The organism is Vibrio sp. 1-1(7), assembly GCF_013048485.1.
Lineage (GTDB): Bacteria > Pseudomonadota > Gammaproteobacteria > Enterobacterales > Vibrionaceae > Vibrio > Vibrio fujianensis.
Map to the genome: position 1 here is coordinate 239,878 of NZ_VHSP01000002.1, position 19,054 is coordinate 258,931.

The 19,054-nt window shown below is 43.3% G+C and carries 19 protein-coding genes; 10 read left to right on the plus strand and 9 right to left on the minus strand.

Translation table 11 applies throughout. The features are described 5' to 3' along the window. Nucleotides 1–89: 89 nt before the first annotated feature. Nucleotides 90–320, minus strand: a complete 231-nt coding sequence (locus FKN05_RS09140) for a VF530 family protein (RefSeq protein WP_099610982.1) — start codon at nt 318–320, stop codon at nt 90–92. A gap of 223 nt (nt 321–543) precedes the next feature. Between FKN05_RS09140 and lplA the strand changes: the two genes are divergently transcribed. Continuing rightward, entirely contained in the window at nt 544–1,560 is a 1,017-nt protein-coding gene (gene lplA / locus FKN05_RS09145; RefSeq protein ID WP_170887359.1) for a lipoate--protein ligase, read from the plus strand. A 46-nt stretch (nt 1,561–1,606) separates the two neighbouring features. Here the strand turns inward: lplA and FKN05_RS09150 are convergent, their stop codons facing one another. The 4 genes from FKN05_RS09150 to FKN05_RS09165 form a co-directional block, all read right to left on the minus strand. Beyond that, a complete protein-coding gene (locus FKN05_RS09150) occupies nt 1,607–2,353 on the minus strand; it encodes a potassium channel family protein (RefSeq protein WP_099610983.1) in 747 nt (248 codons plus the stop codon). A gap of 230 nt (nt 2,354–2,583) precedes the next feature. Further along, nucleotides 2,584–3,114: an MltR family transcriptional regulator gene (locus FKN05_RS09155; protein WP_161427007.1), complete on the minus strand. Its 531-nt coding sequence runs from the start codon at nt 3,112–3,114 to the stop codon at nt 2,584–2,586. Nucleotides 3,115–3,174: 60 nt separating this feature from the next. Further along, a complete protein-coding gene (locus FKN05_RS09160; RefSeq protein WP_161427006.1) occupies nt 3,175–4,323 on the minus strand; it encodes a mannitol-1-phosphate 5-dehydrogenase in 1,149 nt (382 codons plus the stop codon). 98 nt (nt 4,324–4,421) lie between these two features. Continuing rightward, entirely contained in the window at nt 4,422–6,374 is a 1,953-nt protein-coding gene (locus FKN05_RS09165) for a PTS mannitol transporter subunit IICBA (protein WP_170887360.1), read from the minus strand. 565 nt (nt 6,375–6,939) lie between these two features. Here FKN05_RS09165 and FKN05_RS09170 point away from each other — a divergent pair. Both FKN05_RS09170 and FKN05_RS09175 read left to right on the plus strand, forming a co-directional pair. Beyond that, the gene (locus FKN05_RS09170; RefSeq protein ID WP_170887361.1) at nt 6,940–7,887 is read left to right on the plus strand and encodes a M23 family metallopeptidase; all 948 of its coding nucleotides are present in this window, start codon (nt 6,940–6,942) and stop codon (nt 7,885–7,887) included. Between the two features lie 8 nt (nt 7,888–7,895). Continuing rightward, nucleotides 7,896–8,219 (plus strand): bactofilin family protein, encoded by a 324-nt coding sequence (locus FKN05_RS09175; RefSeq protein ID WP_245868741.1) that lies wholly within the window; start codon nt 7,896–7,898, stop codon nt 8,217–8,219. 12 nt (nt 8,220–8,231) lie between these two features. Here the strand turns inward: FKN05_RS09175 and FKN05_RS09180 are convergent, their stop codons facing one another. Both FKN05_RS09180 and FKN05_RS09185 read right to left on the minus strand, forming a co-directional pair. After that, entirely contained in the window at nt 8,232–9,911 is a 1,680-nt protein-coding gene (locus tag FKN05_RS09180) for an RluA family pseudouridine synthase (RefSeq protein ID WP_170887363.1), read from the minus strand. A 113-nt stretch (nt 9,912–10,024) separates the two neighbouring features. Beyond that, nucleotides 10,025–10,609 (minus strand): LysE family translocator, encoded by a 585-nt coding sequence (locus FKN05_RS09185; protein WP_170887364.1) that lies wholly within the window; start codon nt 10,607–10,609, stop codon nt 10,025–10,027. A 109-nt stretch (nt 10,610–10,718) separates the two neighbouring features. Here FKN05_RS09185 and FKN05_RS09190 point away from each other — a divergent pair, with 109 nt between their 5' ends. Further along, the gene (locus FKN05_RS09190) at nt 10,719–11,162 is read left to right on the plus strand and encodes an Lrp/AsnC family transcriptional regulator (protein WP_099610987.1); all 444 of its coding nucleotides are present in this window, start codon (nt 10,719–10,721) and stop codon (nt 11,160–11,162) included. A 37-nt stretch (nt 11,163–11,199) separates the two neighbouring features. Here FKN05_RS09190 and FKN05_RS09195 read toward each other — a convergent pair whose 3' ends face one another. Further along, the gene (locus FKN05_RS09195) at nt 11,200–11,463 is read right to left on the minus strand and encodes a DUF3012 domain-containing protein (RefSeq protein ID WP_099610988.1); all 264 of its coding nucleotides are present in this window, start codon (nt 11,461–11,463) and stop codon (nt 11,200–11,202) included. A 376-nt stretch (nt 11,464–11,839) separates the two neighbouring features. Here FKN05_RS09195 and rbsD point away from each other — a divergent pair, with 376 nt between their 5' ends. From rbsD to FKN05_RS09225, 6 genes are all read left to right on the plus strand, one after another. After that, on the plus strand, nt 11,840–12,259 hold the full coding sequence (gene rbsD, locus FKN05_RS09200; RefSeq protein ID WP_170887365.1) for a D-ribose pyranase: 420 nt from the start codon (nt 11,840–11,842) through the stop codon (nt 12,257–12,259). Between the two features lie 34 nt (nt 12,260–12,293). After that, complete coding sequence (gene rbsA, locus FKN05_RS09205; protein ID WP_099610990.1) at nt 12,294–13,802, plus strand: ribose ABC transporter ATP-binding protein RbsA; 1,509 nt, start codon at nt 12,294–12,296, stop codon at nt 13,800–13,802. Next, entirely contained in the window at nt 13,799–14,782 is a 984-nt protein-coding gene (rbsC, locus tag FKN05_RS09210; protein WP_524540897.1) for a ribose ABC transporter permease, read from the plus strand. Before rbsA ends, rbsC begins: the two co-directional genes overlap by 4 nt. A gap of 62 nt (nt 14,783–14,844) precedes the next feature. After that, nucleotides 14,845–15,723, plus strand: a complete 879-nt coding sequence (gene rbsB, locus FKN05_RS09215) for a ribose ABC transporter substrate-binding protein RbsB (RefSeq protein ID WP_099610992.1) — start codon at nt 14,845–14,847, stop codon at nt 15,721–15,723. A 122-nt stretch (nt 15,724–15,845) separates the two neighbouring features. Beyond that, nucleotides 15,846–16,766 (plus strand): ribokinase, encoded by a 921-nt coding sequence (gene rbsK / locus FKN05_RS09220; protein ID WP_099610993.1) that lies wholly within the window; start codon nt 15,846–15,848, stop codon nt 16,764–16,766. 12 nt (nt 16,767–16,778) lie between these two features. Further along, entirely contained in the window at nt 16,779–17,792 is a 1,014-nt protein-coding gene (locus FKN05_RS09225; RefSeq protein WP_170887366.1) for a substrate-binding domain-containing protein, read from the plus strand. A gap of 43 nt (nt 17,793–17,835) precedes the next feature. Here FKN05_RS09225 and FKN05_RS09230 read toward each other — a convergent pair whose 3' ends face one another. Continuing rightward, the gene (locus FKN05_RS09230; RefSeq protein WP_170887367.1) at nt 17,836–18,804 is read right to left on the minus strand and encodes a KpsF/GutQ family sugar-phosphate isomerase; all 969 of its coding nucleotides are present in this window, start codon (nt 18,802–18,804) and stop codon (nt 17,836–17,838) included. Nucleotides 18,805–19,054: the final 250 nt, after the last annotated feature.

Here is a 19,054-nt window from a genome sequence, read left to right on the forward strand (position 1 = left end):
GTCGGTAGGAGATAAAGGGCTGCTCAGCCCTTTATTTAATCTATACACTTGCCGCCTACCTGCAACGCCAAGTTGTTTAGGTATATGGTTTAATGAAAGGTCTCAAGATAGATCTTTTCCACCTTATTTCTTGCCCACTCTGTACGCCGTAAAAATTTCAAGGAAGATTTGATTGACGGATCGCTTTTAAAACAGTTGAGATTAATGTGTTGCGCTAATCCTTGCCAGCCATAATGTTCTACCAATCGAGTGAGAATTTTTTCTAAGGTTAAGCCGTGTAAAGGGTTATGTGGCTGCACATGGGGATTGTTTATTGGCATAAAATTGGCGTCAGTAATGATTGAGCTAGTAAGTATAGCGCGCTTAGTTAGAAATGTGCAGTAGGGCCGTTCTTGAAGTAATTGAACATACGCGATGGTGAGATGCTGGATTGGCTGGTTGGTATGCGCTAGGGTTTGTTGACCTTGCGAGCGGAATTTTGCTCGCTATCTTGAGTTATGCTCAGTAGGATAATGGTTTGGTTAATATCAATGTGAACTAGACATGACTCGTACCCGAATTCTAATTTCTGAATCAACCAATCCTTGGTTTAACTTAGCGGTTGAAGATACGATTTTCCGCTCGATGCCCGCTGATCAACGTATTCTGTTTTTGTGGCGCAATGCTGATACGGTCGTCATTGGTCGTGCGCAAAACCCTTGGCGAGAATGTCGAATCGAACGAATGGAGCAAGATAACGTCAAACTGGCCCGTCGACAGACAGGAGGCGGGGCTGTATTCCACGATTTGGGGAATACTAACTTTACTTTTATGGCGGGTAAGCCTGAATATGATAAACAGATATCAACACAAATTGTGTTAACTGGGCTCAGTAAGCTTGGCATTGCGGGAGTGGCTAATGGTCGAAATGATTTAGTGCTGGAAGATGAACAAGGCCTACGCAAGTTTTCAGGTTCGGCTTACCGAGAAACTGTGGATCGCGGTTTTCACCACGGTACTTTATTACTCAGTGCGGATATGAGCCGGTTGGCTGATTACCTCAACCCAGATCCGAAAAAGCTGCAAGCAAAAGGGATCACGTCGGTAAAATCTCGAGTCATTAACCTTAATACTGTCAAGGCAGATATTCATCATCAGCAAGTATGTGAAGCTATCATGCAAGCTTATCTTGAGCATTACCAACAAACGGTGACACCAGAATGGATTTCTCCAGAGCATTTTGCTGACTTGCCGGATTTTGAGGAAAAATTTGCTAAACAGCGTAGTTGGCAGTGGAACTTTGGGCAGACTCCGCCTTTTACGCATCGTATGGATGAACGTTTTTCTTGGGGCGGTGTTGATGTGTATTTAACGGTTGAACAAGGAACAATCCAATACGCGACACTATTTAGTGATATGTTAGAGCCTTATCCAATGGAGAAAATAGCACAACAATTGAAGGGGGTGACTTATAACAAACAGGCAATCACTCAGAGCCTAGCACCACTATGTGAAAAAATGCCTCAATTCGCGTTAGAATTACAGGCATTTTCTCAATGGTTTATTCAGCAGATAGATTAATATTGTTATTAACCGAACTGTAAGTCTGAGTTCAAGCTCGCGAAGTTTATTTGCGTTTGTGTCGGCGGCGCTGCTTTTCTTTGAGTTGATACCGAAAACGGGCCAGATGAAAAGTGCGACGAGGAATGGAAGAGCTATCCGGTTGTTTTTCATGCTGCCGACTTTGTTGATTATCATCGACAAAAAAAGAGGCCACACTGGCGGTAAGTAAACCAAAAAGAGTGATTCCGGTTAACATTAAAAAAACAGCGACCCCTCGGCCAAAGGAGGTCACCGGATACATATCACCATATCCAACGGTAGTAATGGTGGTCATTGCCCACCATAGTGCATCGCCGTAACTTTCTATCGGGCTTGAGCTGCCTCTTTCGACCAAATAAACAAAAGCAGAACTTAAGATGACCGTTAGTAAACTGGTTAAACCAATAAAGCTAAACGTTTTTTGACGTAATACGGCTTTGGTTTGACGCCATGTCTTAGGCAAAATAAAAAGGATACGTAAAAAGCGTAATGGTCTAAGAAAAGGCATAGCAACAATCAAGACATCTTGCCAATGTTGAATCAAATAGCTCCAGCGGTGGGTGCTTAGTAATACTTTGATGCCCAGCTCCGTGGCAAAAATGCCCCACACTAGCCAGATCAATTGGTTAATAAAGTGACGTTCTTGTTCATCCAATTGAGCAAGATCTGGGACTAAAGCTAAGAGGACATAAATCAATGAAAGGATGAGCATAGGTACTTCGGTTTTATGCTCAAAGGCGTTCAGTAATTGACTTCGTTGTTGATGGTTCATATGACAATTTGATCATGTTAGAAAAGGGGCTGCCGATCACTATACCCTGCTCGTATATGATCCGCCATGGTAGCGATAACCATCTGCAATCGATATCTAATCATCGCCTGAAAGTCTTGACTGGCTTATCTCGACGTTTAATTGTTGCATGCTAATCACATCGATAGTTTTTGGGTTCGAAACTGCTCAGGCTATCACTATTGATATTAAATCAATCAGGAAAAAGAGACTTAAAATGGACTCTCTTTATTTAACTCATTGCAAATTTCAATAATAGCAAGGGATAGCCCGGAGCGAATCACTTGTTGTTGTCGCTGGAGGTGTAAATGATAAAATTCTAGGTCGATGTCCTCATCAGGCTCCGGGGGATTGAGCTGCAATAGGCCCATGTTTTGTACAAGATGAAGTGCTTCAATTGCAGCAAGGATTTTGCTATCCGTAAAAAGATACTCAGCTCCATCACTATTGAGTTGATTGCGCAATTTAATGATGGTTTCAATATCGTGATAAACATCATCAGCAATAACCCCTAAACCATACAATAATTTTAAACGAACGGACAAATTGCCTAGCGGGCCGGTATCGTCTAGTAGTGGCCCAACGACCGATTGGACGGCAAAATTATCTTTGCGAAAAATACGTTGTATCAGTGTATCAATGGCTTGAGCTAACACCTCGACAGTGGTGATAAAAAAACCGCGTACAGAAGGGGCCTCGTTTAGTCGTTCTAAGATATCGATTTCGTTAATTTTTTCTGCCATATACTGATCTAATTTAAGTTGATGATGGGAAGAGCATGCTCTTCCCATCGAAGTGTCATATTAAAGCTGATGATAAATCGCTTCGATTTGTTGTACTTCGACACTGTTTGCATCTAAGCCGGAATAATGCGCTAGCGTTTGAGCAATACCTTGTTTCCGTAGCGAGTTTTGCAGTTCAACCGCTTGTGGATCACTGATATTGGTATATTTCAGCGCGGCAGCAATCCCTTTGAGTAAGGTTTTATTTTCTAAGCCGTATTCTATTGTACCGAGTAATGGTTTGATCAATCTATCATTTACACCTAATTTTCGTAGAGGTTGCCTGCCAACGCGATCCACTTCATCGACTAAATAGGGGTTAGCAAAGCGAGACAAGATCTTTTCAATGTAGGCGTAGTGCAGTTTTCGATCAAAACCATATCGACGAATTAACACTTCGCCACTTTCTTGCATTGCTTGTTTAACTTCAGCATGAATAAGTGGATCTTGGATTGCCTGTCGGATCGTTTGGTGTCCTTTCAAGCAGCCTAAATAAGCGGTGATACAGTGTCCGGTATTGAGGGTAAAGAGTTTACGCTCAACGAAAGCCATCAGATTATCTGTTTTTTCCATGCCGTTAATTGAAGGAATGTCTCCTTTAAATTGTTGTTCATCGACAATCCATTCACTGAAGCTTTCCACGGTCACTTCAAGTGGATCATCGTTTGCCGCTTCCGTAGGCGGGACGATTCTATCGACCGCTGAATCAACAAAACCGACCCATTGTTCTGCTTTTACTTGTGACTCAGAACTTAAATACTTAAAAATTTCACTTTTTAAGTGACTGGTTCCGCGAACCATGTTTTCACAAGCAATGATATTGAGTGGCTGTTCATTGCCGCTAGCAAAGCGCGCTTCAAGTCCCTTAGCTATCGTTTTGGCGATAATATCCAACACAGTGGGGCCAACGGCTGTTGTCACTAAATCGGTATTCATGATGCGTTCAATGACATCATCACTGGCTGAATTTACTGCGGTAACATGGTTGACCGTTTCTATTCGGCATTCACTACCGACGACTTTAACCTGATACTGTTGCTGGTGACTGAGTTGATCGACTAAAGGTTCATTTACATCGGCAAAGGTGACTTGAATATCAGCATCTGCCAGAAGTTTGCCGATAAAACCACGGCCAATATTACCCGCACCAAAATGTACTGCATTTTTCATAATTGATTACCTATTAAAAAGTGACTAACGAGATTAGGGTGAGGTCAGCGTGGTAAATAAGGGGGAGCTGACCTCGTTTTGCCTCAGGAGCAAAGCTATTATGCAGCTTGGGTTTTCGATAAAATGGCCAAGATGTCTTTAATGTCTTTAGTTGAGGTTAATGTTTTGATGGCCTCTGGCTCATCAAGGGCGTTAGTAATGGCAGTAATCACTTGAATATGCTCATCATTTTTTGCAGCAATCCCGATCACGAGTTTAGCAATATCTTCTTTTTCGTCAGTAAATTGAACCCCTGATGGATATTGGCAAATAACAATACCGGTTTTAATGACACGATCTTTAGCTTCTATCGTTCCATGAGGCACTGCGATTGATTCACCTAAGTAGGTTGGAACTAATTTTTCTCGCTCAAACATGGCATCCACATATTCAGGTTCAACATAACCTAGTTCAACCAGTTGATTACCCGCAAAGCGTATCGCTTCTTCTTTATTGCGGGCCGTTAAACCAAGATGAATATTTTTTTCTTGTAGGCTAAAAATGGAAGGTTGTTGGGGCTCCTCAAAATAGTCATCATTGGCAGCGACAACAGACATTTTAATTAAATGCCCATCGTTCGCCGCTTGTGGATATTTCACGGCCAGTAATTGCGTCACCAATTGATTATACATTTGGTTGTCGAGAAAATTATTGAGTGAAAGATGTTGCGCATTCGGAGCATGTTTACGTGCTCGGTCGGTTAAGTCTTTATGGGTAATTACAATATCGACATCTTTCGGTAAATTATTGATAGCAAGGTTGGTTACGTTGATGTTTAGGCCTGCATCTTGTATTTTCTTACGTAGTAAACTGGCACCCATGGCACTAGACCCCATCCCAGCATCACAAGCCACAATGATGTTTTTGACTTGACTAAGGTTGATGTCACGATCGCTACTTGAAGATGTTGGCTGCCCTTTAGCGGTAGATTTCAATTCTTGCATTTGAGCGGTCGCTTTCTCTAGCGCTTCTTCATTATCTTCCTCATCGGTAGAGTGTTGTGCTTTCATTAAAATTGCAGCAACGGTGAAAGAAACACCAGCCGCCCCGAAAATGGAGCAAAGAACGCCCAGCATCGAGGCTTTGTTGGTCATAAGTAATACAGCAAAAATAGACCCCGGAGAGGCAGGGGAAACAATGCCGGCATTGAATAAAGTTAAAGTAAATACTCCAGTCATACCGCCTGCAATAGCGGCGAGGATGAGGCGCGGATTCATTAAAATGTAGGGAAAATAAATTTCATGGATGCCGCCAAAGAAATGAATAATGGTTGCGCCGCCAGCCGTTTGACGAGCTGTTCCTTTTCCAAAAAACATATAGGCCAGTAAGATTCCTAAACCAGGCCCTGGGTTGGCTTCAATTAGGAAGAAAATTGACTGGCCCATTTCATTGGCTTGTTGAATGCCGAGAGGAGAGAAAATACCGTGGTTAATCGCATTGTTGAGGAAAAGAATTTTTGCAGGTTCAACAAAAATAGAAGTTAAAGGCAGAAGATGAGCCGCGACTAAAAAGTTGACGCCAGCAGCAAGAAGCTCTGAAAGTATTTTTACGAAAGGCCCGATAAGGTAGAAGGCGATGATGGCGCATATCATACCAATAATGCCAGCGGAGAAGTTATTAACCAACATCTCAAAACCGCTTTTTATTTTACCTTCAACCCGTTGGTCGAAATATTTAATAGCCCAGCCACCCATAGGGCCAACGATCATTGCACCCATAAACATAGGGATATCGGTTCCGACAATAACCCCCATGGTAGTAATAGCACCAACAACCGCTCCTCGTTCACCACCGACCAGTTTGCCGCCGGTATAGCCGATCAGCAACGGAAGTAAATAGGTGATCATTGGGCCAACTAAAGAGGCTAATGTCTCATTGGGTAACCAGCCGGTTGGAATGAAAAGTGCGGTAATAAAGCCCCAAGCGATGAATGCGCCAATATTGGGCATAACCATGTTTGATAAGAAACGACCAAAATTTTGTATCTTGATCTTAGCATCTGGTGATAACATATCTGTTCCCCGTTCGATGTTCTATAGAAATGATGTGGTAACGGTTCGTCTAAAAACCGTTGGTTGCTTAGTACACAATCAATTTATCACACAATTTTACTTTAGAGCTGACAACGGGTTTTTTGTGATCTCATCCTAGATAAAATTCTTTCTCTTATTATTTTTATGTATCTTATGTCACATTTCTGTATTGTAATTTAATTACATTCCTTGTGTTTTTTATTTGTCAATTAATTTTAAATGATTTACATCTCATTCTAACAATAACTCTCTTGGGTGGTAATGATAATTAGATCACGTTTTTTGTCTTTTGTTCTTATTTTGTTCGGTTAAATGTGATTTCGATCGATAGTTTTGTTTGGTTTTATTGCGAAAAAGAAATTAAGGGGAAATTAACGGTGGGTTTTGTAATAAAAATACGATTAAACGTGGCGGGAGCGATCGGCAAAGTATGATTTAATTCACTGTTATGTGTGGCTTTGTTCTGAATCAGTGAAGCAAAACATTTAGTCGAAATTCGTTACCTGTTAGAATGCCCTCCATTCGTTTTAACATGCGTAATTCTATGAAAGAACAGGTCATCGTTTCTGTTTCCTCTATCCATGGAACCCGGCATTTTCATATTGGAAAATGGTATCGGCATCTATTAAAAGGCTTTGGCTATGTATTGTTTGCCGGAGTCATTACCATCGGTGGGGTGATTTATTATTTATCTAATGAAGTGGATTTTGCGAAACTTAAGCAGCAAGAATTAGAAAATCAATCTTCGTCATTGCTTGGTGAATTGTCGGCACTGAAGGATCTTAAGGATAACTTAGAAAGTGATCTGAATGAGCGAGAAGAAAAAATACAGATTGTTTCTGATCGGCTCGGCGATCTGGAAAAAGTATTAGGTGTGGGAGAAAGCCATGCTGAATTAGAGTCTCGACTCGATACTGCTGCCATTACCTCTTCAGTTAGAATGGTGATGTTGAGCCAAATTCCAAGTGGTTCTCCTGTTCAGGACGCGCGTATTTCGTCAGGATATGGTAAACGTACTCATCCTATTACGGGAGAAGTGAAGTTTCATCGTGGACAAGATTTTGCGGTCAACATAGGCACACCGATTTATGCTCCTGCGGATGGTGTTGTTGAAGTGACTCGAGCGAGTAATCAAGGGTCTGGTAATTTTTTGCGTTTACAACATTCTTATGGTTTCTCGAGTTCTTACTCTCACATGCAAAAGTTCGCGGTAAAAAGTGGTGATTTTGTACAGAAAGGCGATTTAATTGGTTATTCCGGTAACACTGGCCTTTCTTCTGGCCCTCATTTGCACTATGAAATTCGATTTGTGGGTCGACCGTTGGATCCTCGGCCGTTTGTGGATTGGGGAGTCAATGATTTTGATAGTTTATTTAGTAAAGTAAGAGGTATTCGATGGGAATCTTTAGTAAACAAAGTCGAGCTAAGAGTCAGCGCTCAGTTACAACTCTCATCGCAAAAGGCTGTGCAGTTAGTGGACAACTCAGGTTAGAAAGCAATATGCAAGTAGATGGTTTGATCGATGGGCAACTTCATGTCGAAAAAACTTTGGTGATCAGTGAAAGCGGTATCGTGAGTGGTGAAATTTTTGCACAGCATGTGATTGTGAACGGACAGTTTGAAGGAACCTGTCATGCAGATAAAATCGAAATTCTGACAAAAGGGCAGGTGAAAGGCTCGCTTTACAGTGATGATCTCAGCATTGAACAAGGTGGACGTTTTAATGGCGTCACTTATCCAGCTGCTGAGGAAAATGTGGCGCAGCTTGCCGAGATCACTGAGTTAAAAGAAGTGAAAGAATCGAAAAATATTGCCAAAGGCTAGAAGCATCTGAAACTAAAAAGGAACGGGCGTTTCGAAAACCATTCTTTTTTTGTGGTAAGGGTGAACAAAACTTAGTTTTTGAGCGTGTAAGCAAAGTCGAGCGCCTTTTTCTCCATAAAGATCGTCACCCACTATCGGTATCGCTAACCCATCATGATGTGCGCAATGGACGCGCAGCTGGTGGGTGCGCCCCGTTAAAGGGTAGAGGTTGACCCGAGTTTGACCATTTTCGATGGCCACTTTTTCCCACCGCGTGTGCGCCGCTTTGCCCTGTTTTTCACAGACTTTCTGTCTTGGTCTATCTTCTAAATCAGCACATAAAGGAAGCGTAATATCGCCTTGTTGTTGTAAGAGTTCTCCGGCTAATAAAGCGACATACTGCTTTTCTACTTGGCGAGTAATAAACTGTTTTTGGAGCGATTTATTGGCCCGTCGAGTTAAAGCAAAGACTAAAAGCCCAGAAGTGGACATATCTAAACGATGGAGAACAAATGGCCCCTCAACATCGGGGAAGGTTTGCTCTAAACGTGTTTGTACTGAGTCTTTAATATTGACGCCCGGTACAGAGAGAAACTCTGCGGGTTTGTTAACAACAACAATCGCTTCATCTTGGTAAATGATCGTTATCTCTTTTCCTTCGGCGGGGTTCTGAAGTAGAGGATTATCGTCCATTGGCAGCCCTTTGAGCATATGGGTGAGAATCGGCTGACATTTACTTTGGCAGGCAGGATAAAACTGCCCATGCTGGCGAATTTCAGATTTAGGCGAACACCCCCACCAAAATTCAGCCATGGCAATTGGGGTTAAATGATGCTGGAACGCATACTGTAATAGTTTCGGGGCTGCACATTCACCGGCACCCGCTGGCGGAATAGGGGTCATTGCACAGGCAAAAATATCATTTAAGTTTTTCTCTTCACCAGATTGGTTAAGGAATCGGTAGTGAGCAAAGAGTTTGTGTTGTAATTGCGCAGAGCGCTGTTTACGTTGTTGCTTGAGCGCTTCGATTGTTTGATCTAGTTGATGTAATTGGCTGCTGAGTTCGTTAATACGTTTTTGCCAATCGAGTTTCAGTTGTTTAAGTTGCCATTTCTCATACACACTTTGTTGAGCCAGTTGTGCCAATAAGGCTGGCCGTTGCTCCTCTGGCAAGGTTTCTACTTGTTTTCGTTGATGTTTTCTCTGGGCGCGATGGTTCGTCATCTGCTGCTGTTGTCGTACAATTGCATGTTTGGCGGTTTGCTGAGCCTCATCAAGCTTGTGGATTAATTGTTTGCGTAATGTTGCTTCGGTTAATTCACTAATTTGTCGATTCATATCAGAAATTTGTTCGGCTTCATGACAAAAAAAGCTTGAGTCAGTAAAACGATCAAACACCGGAGGGACAAAACCGGGCAGATGATCTTGCCCAGCGAGTTGACCGGAAAATGCTGATAAGTAACCCAATGTACCCAGCGGATGCCTTACTACCAGTACACCAAACATTTTCCCATGTGAATGCTGTGTTTGCTCATTCAGTCCAAAAGGGTGCGTCCAATGTGTTTGAGTCGTCAGGTGCAGTTGTAGCTCTTGGGCTGCAATCACCGATAATGGGTGGGGGTCATAGCAAAATGGGTAAGTAAAACGCAAGGGAGGCGTGAGGGTAGCAATATCGTTTTTAAATGGGGTAAAACAGTCAGGATAAGTGGGCATAGTCGCGATCGGTTGTCTACATACCTAGCAATTTTACTGTGCTTAACAAGAAAAGTCAGTATTTCTCCCTCAGCATGTCGTATAAACGATGTGCTGAGGAAGAAAATGTAATGCTAGAGCATTGGCAGAACAGAAAGCAGCAATAGCCCTCCCATGATGCCGTTAAACCAGCGCACGTAGCGAGAGTCATTCATCCAATAGCTGAGTTGCTTGCCTGCGGCAGCCCATACGCTGACTGATGGGATATTGACCATGATAAACACCAGCGCAATCACCATAAGCTGTAACCAACTGGCACTTGGATTAAAGACACTAACCGCGGTAAGAGCCATCGACCAACCTTTTGGGTTAACCCACTGAAAAAGTACCGCACTTAAAAAGCTCATCGGTTGATAGTCTTGTTTGGCTTGTGTGGGGGAGCTAAAGGCAATTTTAAACGCTAAATAGATTAAATAACCACTACAGGCAATGTGTAATCCATGCTGCATCCATGGGTAGCGTTGAAATAAATCCGTTAGGCCAATACCCACCAGTAATACCATAATGCTAAAGCCTAAAGTGACACCAAGCATATGCGGGATCGTGCGGATAAAGCCGACATTTGCCCCTGAGGTCATCAACATAATATTGTTTGGCCCTGGGGAAAAGGTCGAAACAAAAGCAAAGGCGATCAACGGTCCCCACTGTGTGTAGTCCATACTCTCTTCTTTTTTCGGTCATAGAATAGGAAAAATAGTAATAGCATTGATGGACAATATTGTGTTTATATTTGTTATAAATGAATGAATCAAACAATAAAAATTAACTATGGACAGATTTGACGAAAGAATATTGCATGAGCTACAGGCAAACGGGCGAATTGCCAATGTTGAGCTGGCTGAACGGGTCGGATTATCACCGTCCGCGACGCTCCGACGTGTGCAAGAGCTTGAACGTAAGCGGGTAATCAAAGGTTATCGAGCGGTATTAGATAAAACGCAGCTAAATATCGGTTTTATTGCTTATGTGGCAATTGGATTAAATAGCCATACCAAGAAAGCTCAACTCAGTTTTGAAGAGCATGTTCAGTTTGCGAAAGAAGTCGTTGAATGCCATAACATCACGGGGATGAATGAATATTTATTACGCGTTGAGACCAAAGATCTGAGTGCTTATAAACGCTTTCATGCCGATGTATTAGGGGAATGTCTTACGGTAAAATCCATCAGTACCATGGTGGTGATGGATTCCCCGAAAGATGAGCGGCAATAAAGAGCGCTGGTTGTATATTGCTTTGGTGCCTTTTAGACTAAAAGATACAGTGCTTCGCGTAAGAGGTCGCTTCATTTGCCGTCCAGTCTCCTTTCGGCTTGAGTTGCATATCTTCACACCAGGCTTGGCTGCCGATTTCTGACTGTAATAGGCAGTGTTTGGTAAAATCCAGCGCACCTTGAGCGCTCCATTCGCTTTTCGGTTTATCACGCATGTCTTGGCACCAAGAAGCGGTGCCCACTTCATTTTCACAGGCACTTAATGCCAATGTACTCAGTAAAATCAATACTTGTTTTTTCATTGCTCAGGATCCGCTACGAGTAGAAGTTGAAATCATAGCCGAAGTGAACCGTTGAGTGCTACTGATGTGCTGATTATTTTAGGGTCGGTTGCTTAGTTTACCTTGAATTAACCGAAACTCTGTTTTGGTGAAATAGCAAAAAATCCTCGTGACTACTGATAAAACTCTCAGTGATCATTCTCACTATTTGCTGAATTTTATATCGGCATTTACTGATCCAACTCACACTCTGCTTTCAATCTTAGTGCAATGCATAATTCTCACGTTAATATCACATCGAAACGTTTCGATGTGTATTTTTTCTACAATTTGTCCTCTGGTTTGGCAGCAAACTGAATGATAAAACTGCAAGCGTGAATAAATATAAGGCAGAACAATGAAAAAAAGTACCCTACTGAATGCTGAACTCTCTTACCTTGTGGCGACATTAGGCCATACGGATGAAGTCACGATTTGTGATGCTGGTTTACCGATTGATGGATCGGTGCAACGGATTGATTTAGCGCTGACACATGGCATTCCAAGCTTTATAGAGACCGTTAAGGTGATATTGAGCGAAATGCGAGTGCAAGCCGTGGTGCTGGCGCAGGAGTTTGCCCAAGTGAGCCCAGATTTATATGCGGCACTGATGAGTGAACTCAAAGAAGAAGAGACACGCTGTGGCCATACCATCACCATGACCTATCTTCCTCATGAAGCGTTTAAAATTCGCACTCGTGATAGCCGAGCGGTGATTAGAACGGGGGAATGTACGCCGTATGCCAATATTATTTTCCAAGCCGGTGTTGTGTTTTAACGCCCAGATAGTAATCCAGATCTAAGGAGGAGTGATGACTCAACCGATTTTGGCTCTCCGTGACATTGATAAAGCCTTCCCTGGTGTGAAGGCGCTTGATCAAGCTTGTCTGAATGTCTATCCGGGACGGGTAATGGCACTGATGGGAGAGAATGGCGCAGGGAAATCGACCTTAATGAAAGTGTTAACGGGAATTTATAGTAAAGATGCAGGCAGCATCGAGTATCAAGGTCAACCTGTCAGTTTTAAAGGGCCACGAGATTCACAGCAAGCCGGGATCAGCATTATTCACCAAGAATTGAACCTAATTCCTCAATTGACCATTGCTGAAAATATTTTCCTAGGCCGAGAAAAAACTGGAGTCTTTGGCCATATTTTATGGAAAGAAATGTACGCCGAAGCGGATCAACTGCTGGCGCGTTTAAATGTGAAGCACAGTGCGAAGACCTTATTGGGGGAACTGAGCTTAGGTGAACAACAGATGGTGGAAATCGCCAAAGCGCTGTCGTTTGAGTCCAAAGTCATCATTATGGATGAGCCGACGGATGCATTAACCGATACCGAAACCGATTCACTGTTTAAAGTAATTAATGAATTGCGTGATCAAGGTTGTGGCATTGTTTATATCTCGCATCGATTAAAAGAGATTTTCCAGATCTGTGATGACATTACCGTTCTGCGTGATGGCAAATTTATTGGTCAATGTCGAGTGGATGACACCAATGAAGATGGCCTTATTGAAATGATGGTTGGGCGTAAATTGGAAGAGCAATACCCCCGTATTGATGTTCAACCAGAAAATAGCGTGTGTTTAGAGGTGATTGGCTTGACCGGATCGGGGGTTCATGATGTGAGCTTTACCCTTAAACGGGGCGAAATTTTAGGCATTTCAGGCTTGATGGGCGCAGGGCGCAGTGAACTGATGAAAGTGATCTACGGCGCTCTGCCTTCCGAGCATGGGGTGATTAATCTTGATGGACGCACCATTAATCCTGTCAGTCCGCAAGATGGACTAGCCAATGGGATCGCATATATCTCTGAAGATCGCAAAGGCGATGGGTTAGTACTGGGCTTATCAGTGAAAGAAAACATGTCGCTGTGTGCTTTAGATAAATTAACCAAAGGTATTCAGATCCAACATAGTGAAGAAGCAATCGCAGTCGAGGATTTTATTCAGCTCTTTAACATCAAAACGCCTTCTCGTCATCAAATTATCGGCAACCTCTCTGGTGGAAACCAACAGAAAGTCGCCATTGCAAAAGGGCTGATGACAAAACCGAAAGTGTTGATTTTAGACGAGCCGACCCGAGGTGTGGATGTGGGGGCGAAAAAAGAGATCTATCAGTTGATCAACAAATTTAAAGCACAAGGGATGAGCATTATTTTGGTGTCCTCAGAAATGCCGGAAGTGTTGGGAATGAGTGACCGTATTTTAGTGATGCATGAAGGCCGCATTAGTGGTGAATTCGATGCAAAACAAGCGAACCAAGAAAATTTATTAGCCTGTGCCGTTGGCAAAACCGTGAATGAGGAAGCAGCATGAGTAGTAAAACCATGAGTAATCCAACCCCAGACGGCGGACAAAAATTGTTTAGCAAAGCGTGGTTGATTGAACAAAAATCGTTGATCGCATTGCTATTTCTAGTGGTTGTGGTGTCATTTTTAAACCCAAACTTTTTTACGGTTGATAACATTTTAAATATTCTGCGCCAAACCTCGGTCAATGCCATTATTGCGGTTGGCATGACTTTAGTCATTTTAACGGCAGGAATTGATTTAAGCGTGGGTTCTGTTTTAGCGTTGTGTGGCGCGTTTGCTGCCAGCCTAATTGCGCTCGAAGTGCCCGTATTGGTTGCGGTGCCGACCGCTTTATTAGCGGGAGCCATGTTGGGTGGCATCAGTGGCATTATTATCGCTAAAGGCAAAGTACAAGCTTTTATTGCCACCTTAGTGACCATGACCTTGCTACGTGGCGTCACTATGGTTTACACCGATGGCCGCCCGATTTCCACTGGCTTTACCGATACCGCCGATGCTTTTGCTTGGTTTGGGACTGGCTATGCACTTGGGATTCCCGTTCCGGTCTGGATGATGGTGATTGTTTTTGCTGCGGCATGGTATCTACTCAATCACACCCGTTTTGGTCGCTATGTTTATGCTATGGGGGGTAACGAGTCAGCGGCGCGTTTATCCGGCATTAATGTTGATCGCGTTAAAATCGGCGTCTATGCCATTTGTGGTTTATTGTCGGCTTTGGCGGGCATCATTGTCACGTCTCGCCTCTCTTCCGCACAGCCAACCGCAGGTATGGGCTATGAGTTGGATGCCATTGCCGCGGTCGTACTTGGCGGAACCAGCTTAATGGGCGGCAAAGGACGAATCATGGGAACCTTGATTGGGGCACTAATCATCGGTTTCCTCAATAACGCATTGAACTTACTCGATGTGACCTCTTACTACCAGATGATAGCAAAAGCAGTGGTTATTTTGCTTGCGGTACTGGTGGACAATAAAAACAAGTAAATCGTGAACCCGCCACACGGAAATGGTTACTGTGTGGCCCCCTACAAAAAAGGACGATAAACATGAAAAAACTGGCAACTTTAATTTCTGCTGCGCTGCTGTCTGCTTCTGTTTCGGTATCCGCTTATGCAAGCGACAACATTGCGATTGTGGTTTCAACACTTAATAACCCATTTTTTGTCACCATGAAAGATGGGGCAGAAGCGAAAGCGAAAGAGTTGGGTTACAACTTGATTGTTCTGGATTCACAAAATGATCCCAGTAAAGAACTTTCTAATGTGGAAGATTTAACCGTACGCGGTGTAAAAGCCATTTTGATTAACCCGACCGATTCCGATGCCGTATCCAATGCAATTCGCATGGCGAACCGTGCTAAAGTGCCAGTGCTCACATTAGACCGAGGTGCAAGCCGCGGTGAGGTCGTGAGCCATATTGCGTCCGATAACGTTGTTGGGGGTGAAATGGCGGGGCATTTTATTGTCGAAAAAGTCGGTGAAAAAGCCAAAGTTATTCAATTGGAGGGCATTGCCGGAACATCCGCTGCGCGTGAACGTGGGGAAGGATTTATGAATGCGGTCAAAGGCAGTGGTATGCAGCTGTTAGCCAGTCAACCCGCTGATTTTGACCGAACCAAAGGGCTAAACGTAATGGAAAACCTGCTTGCGGCGAATCCAGACGTTCAAGCGGTGTTTGCACAAAACGATGAAATGGCATTAGGAGCGTTGCGAGCGGTACAAGCTTCCGGCAAAAATGTGTTAATTGTTGGTTTTGATGGTACCGATGATGGGATTGCGGCAGTTCATCGTGGCCAATTGGCAGCAACGGTAGCACAGCAACCGGATCTTATTGGTGCGCTAGGTGTGGAAACCGCTGATCGCGTACTGAAAGGGGAAAATGTTGATGCTTACATTCCCGTTCCTCTGAAAATTATTGGTCAATAAAAACTTAACCCCTACCGTATAAGGTGGGGGTTCCTTATCCAAATAGAGTGCTATAGCGCTTGTGAAAGCGCTTAGTTAGGCGTTAAAGCTCTCTATTTCTAATCAAACTGAGGATAATCCTTATGAACAAATTGGTAGTATTAGGCAGTGTCAATGCTGACCATGTTCTTCAAGTGCCTTCTTTTCCTCGTCCTGGCGAGACGCTCCATGGCCGTAATTACCAAGTGATTCCCGGTGGTAAAGGTGCAAATCAAGCGGTTGCCGCCGCTCGGCTTGGGGCCGATATTGGTTTTATCGCTTGTGTTGGGGATGATGCTTTTGGCATTAATATTCGAGAAAGTTTTAAGTTGGATGGAATCGATATCTCAGGCATAAAAATGCAGCCCAATTGCCCAACCGGGATAGCGATGATCCAAGTCTCTGATCGTGGTGAAAACAGTATTTGCTTGTCAGCAGAAGCCAATGCAAAGTTAAGCGCTCAAGCGATAGAAGCCGATTTAGCACGTATTCGTGCTGCCAAGTACTTGTTGATGCAGTTAGAAACACCCATAGATGGGATTGTCAAAGCGGCGCAGGAAGCGAAACAGGCCAAAACTAATGTGGTGCTTAATCCAGCGCCAGCTCAAACGCTGCCGGACGAATTGTTGCGATGTATTGATGTGATAACCCCGAATGAAACAGAAGCGGAGGTATTAACTGGCATCACTGTGCTAGACGAAGTGACGGCTCAACAAGCTGCGAATGTGCTGCACCAAAAAGGCATTGAAATTGTCATGATCACTTTAGGTGCTAAAGGAGTTTGGTTGAGTGAAAATGGCCGTGGAAAATGCATTGCTGGTTTTCGTGTTTCAGCGGTCGATACCACGGCGGCGGGGGATACCTTTAATGGTGCGTTTGTTACTGGTTTATTAGAAGAAATGCCTTTAGAATCAGCCATTAAATTTGCTCATGCTGCGGCTGCTATTTCGGTAACCCGATTTGGCGCACAAACCTCAATTCCAACTCGACATGAAGTGAACCAATTTTTAGCTCAGCACCAATAAGGAGAAGATCACATGGCGACCATGAAAGACATCGCACGCATTGCCGGTGTTTCCACATCAACCGTGAGTCATGTGATCAATAAAACGCGTTATGTCAGTGATGAGATTGCCGAACGGGTGAACAAAGTCGCCCAAGAGCTGAATTATGCCCCTTCTGCTTTAGCTCGAAGTCTAAAAATGAACCGTACCCATACCATTGGTATGCTGGTCACGACATCCACCAACCCCTTTTTTGGTGAAGTGGTAAAAGGGGTCGAACGCAGTTGTTATCAACAAGGATATAATCTTATTCTTTGCAATACGGAAGGTGATAATCAACGTATGAAATCATCCATCAATGCTTTGTTACAAAAGCGGGTCGATGGTTTGATTTTAATGTGTTCAACCTTAGAAGGGGAACGTATTGAGGTCTTTGATCGCTATCCCGATATCCCAGTCGTGGTGATGGATTGGGGACCAATGTTGTTTGCTAGTGATAAAATTCAAGACAACTCATTGCGTGGCGGATACATGGCAACTCAGTATTTGATTGAATGTGGACATCAGTCAATCGGTTGTATTACTGGCCCGCTGATCCGCCATCAAGCACAAATGCGTTATGAAGGCTATAAACGTGCACTACTCGACGCTGGGTTAGAGATTAACCCCCATTGGATTGTTGAGTCTAATTTTGAATGTGAAGGCGGCTTAGAGGCACTGACCCGAATGCAAAAAAGGGGGCCTCTTCCGAGTGCTCTTTTTGTCTGTAATGACATGATGGCCATGGGGGTGATTTATGCAGCAAATAGAGCCGGGGTTGCTATTCCAGCACAGTTATCAGTAATGGGTTACGATGATATCCATATTGCTCAGTTTATGCTTCCCGCCTTAACCACCATTCATCAGCCCAAGTATCGTTTAGGTCAAGCAGCGGTAGAGACCCTACTGAATAAACTGGAAAATCTCAGCCGCGAGCCTCAGGTGGTGCAATTAGAACCGACCCTAGTGGTTCGTGACAGTGTGAAGCGGATCAATCGGTCGCGGTAGCGATCTAACCCCTAGCTAAACATTTTCAGTTAATCATGTGAGCTTAGATGATACCCGCTCTTTGAATTGATTGCTGATTGATCACCCCTAGATAATGCTGTTTTTCGTTGATAATAGGCAGTGCGGTAATTCCATTCTTACGCATGATAGTAAGGGCATGGTGGCATAGCGCGGAGTGACGGATAACAATCGGTTGATGGGTCATTAATTGAGCAATCGTTATCGTCATGTCAATGTTATTATTCAATGCCCTACGAAGATCACCGTCAGTAAAAACACCTTGTAATTGCTTTCCTTCGACAATGGCAATTAATCCTAATCCAGTGTTACACATGATCTCAATGACCTCAGTTAAGCCTGTTTTTGGCGAACAATAGGCCGCGGTATGTACATCTGTCATCAGTTGATGGACTTGGGTTAATAGTCGAGCGCCCAGAGCACCTGCCGGGTGAGAAAAAGCAAACTCTTCAGCGGTAAACTTCTTTTCAGACATGACGGTTAACGCAAGTGCATCTCCTATTAACAGGGTATTGGTGGTGCTCGAGGTTGGAGCTAGCCCAAGCGGACAGGCTTCTTTTTCGACATTAATATTTAAAAGGTAGTGGCTATGTTTGGCTAGGTAACTGTTGCGTTGCCCTGTAATCGCAATGATGGGAATACGTTTGCTCAATAATAACGGCACAATCGTTTTAAATTCACTCGCTTCTCCCGAGTAAGAGATCAAAATCGCTAAATCGTGCTCAGTGATCATCCCTAGATCCCCATGTAAAGCTTCTGCTGGGTGAATAAAAAATGCCGGCGATCCCGTTGAGGCGAAAGTCGCTGCAATTTTTTTCCCAATATGACCGGATTTACCGATACCAAACAGAATAATTTTGCCTTTGCATTGCTGTATCGCCATACAACTGTTAGCAAATGCGATATCCAGCCGATTTTTAAGCCGAGCTCCTTGCTCTAACTCCTGTTGAATAACGTGCTTACCACATTCAATCATACGTTCGATTATCGTCATCTTCTCACCTACCGGTTTTTTCTGTTTTCATTTTTCAACCTTTTCTTTCAAGTAAAAGTCGAGAAAAGCATGGCTATTTATTTTTATTGATTATTTCAAAGTTAATCATCCCATGAAAGATTTTTCTTACTTTATTTTTACTTTGAAAGCCTATTTTTGTGATCGCTTTCAATTAAGTGAAAGTATGAGCTTTTAATCTGAAAGTTAAAGTGAAAGTATATTGGTGTGGTAAGACACACGGTTACAATTA

What these genes read in the sequence shown, in the direction of transcription:
- FKN05_RS09140 (WP_099610982.1), bottom strand. Translation starts at nt 320, where the DNA reads ATGCCAATAAACAATCCCCATGTGCAGCCACATAACCCTTTACACGGC.
- lplA (WP_170887359.1), top strand. Translation starts at nt 544, where the DNA reads ATGACTCGTACCCGAATTCTAATTTCTGAATCAACCAATCCTTGGTTT.
- FKN05_RS09150 (WP_099610983.1), bottom strand. Translation starts at nt 2,353, where the DNA reads ATGAACCATCAACAACGAAGTCAATTACTGAACGCCTTTGAGCATAAA.
- FKN05_RS09155 (WP_161427007.1), bottom strand. Translation starts at nt 3,114, where the DNA reads ATGGCAGAAAAAATTAACGAAATCGATATCTTAGAACGACTAAACGAG.
- FKN05_RS09160 (WP_161427006.1), bottom strand. Translation starts at nt 4,323, where the DNA reads ATGAAAAATGCAGTACATTTTGGTGCGGGTAATATTGGCCGTGGTTTT.
- FKN05_RS09165 (WP_170887360.1), bottom strand. Translation starts at nt 6,374, where the DNA reads ATGTTATCACCAGATGCTAAGATCAAGATACAAAATTTTGGTCGTTTC.
- FKN05_RS09170 (WP_170887361.1), top strand. Translation starts at nt 6,940, where the DNA reads ATGAAAGAACAGGTCATCGTTTCTGTTTCCTCTATCCATGGAACCCGG.
- FKN05_RS09175 (WP_245868741.1), top strand. Translation starts at nt 7,896, where the DNA reads ATGCAAGTAGATGGTTTGATCGATGGGCAACTTCATGTCGAAAAAACT.
- FKN05_RS09180 (WP_170887363.1), bottom strand. Translation starts at nt 9,911, where the DNA reads ATGCCCACTTATCCTGACTGTTTTACCCCATTTAAAAACGATATTGCT.
- FKN05_RS09185 (WP_170887364.1), bottom strand. Translation starts at nt 10,609, where the DNA reads ATGGACTACACACAGTGGGGACCGTTGATCGCCTTTGCTTTTGTTTCG.
- FKN05_RS09190 (WP_099610987.1), top strand. Translation starts at nt 10,719, where the DNA reads ATGGACAGATTTGACGAAAGAATATTGCATGAGCTACAGGCAAACGGG.
- FKN05_RS09195 (WP_099610988.1), bottom strand. Translation starts at nt 11,463, where the DNA reads ATGAAAAAACAAGTATTGATTTTACTGAGTACATTGGCATTAAGTGCC.
- rbsD (WP_170887365.1), top strand. Translation starts at nt 11,840, where the DNA reads ATGAAAAAAAGTACCCTACTGAATGCTGAACTCTCTTACCTTGTGGCG.
- rbsA (WP_099610990.1), top strand. Translation starts at nt 12,294, where the DNA reads ATGACTCAACCGATTTTGGCTCTCCGTGACATTGATAAAGCCTTCCCT.
- rbsC (WP_524540897.1), top strand. Translation starts at nt 13,799, where the DNA reads ATGAGTAGTAAAACCATGAGTAATCCAACCCCAGACGGCGGACAAAAA.
- rbsB (WP_099610992.1), top strand. Translation starts at nt 14,845, where the DNA reads ATGAAAAAACTGGCAACTTTAATTTCTGCTGCGCTGCTGTCTGCTTCT.
- rbsK (WP_099610993.1), top strand. Translation starts at nt 15,846, where the DNA reads ATGAACAAATTGGTAGTATTAGGCAGTGTCAATGCTGACCATGTTCTT.
- FKN05_RS09225 (WP_170887366.1), top strand. Translation starts at nt 16,779, where the DNA reads ATGGCGACCATGAAAGACATCGCACGCATTGCCGGTGTTTCCACATCA.
- FKN05_RS09230 (WP_170887367.1), bottom strand. Translation starts at nt 18,804, where the DNA reads ATGACGATAATCGAACGTATGATTGAATGTGGTAAGCACGTTATTCAA.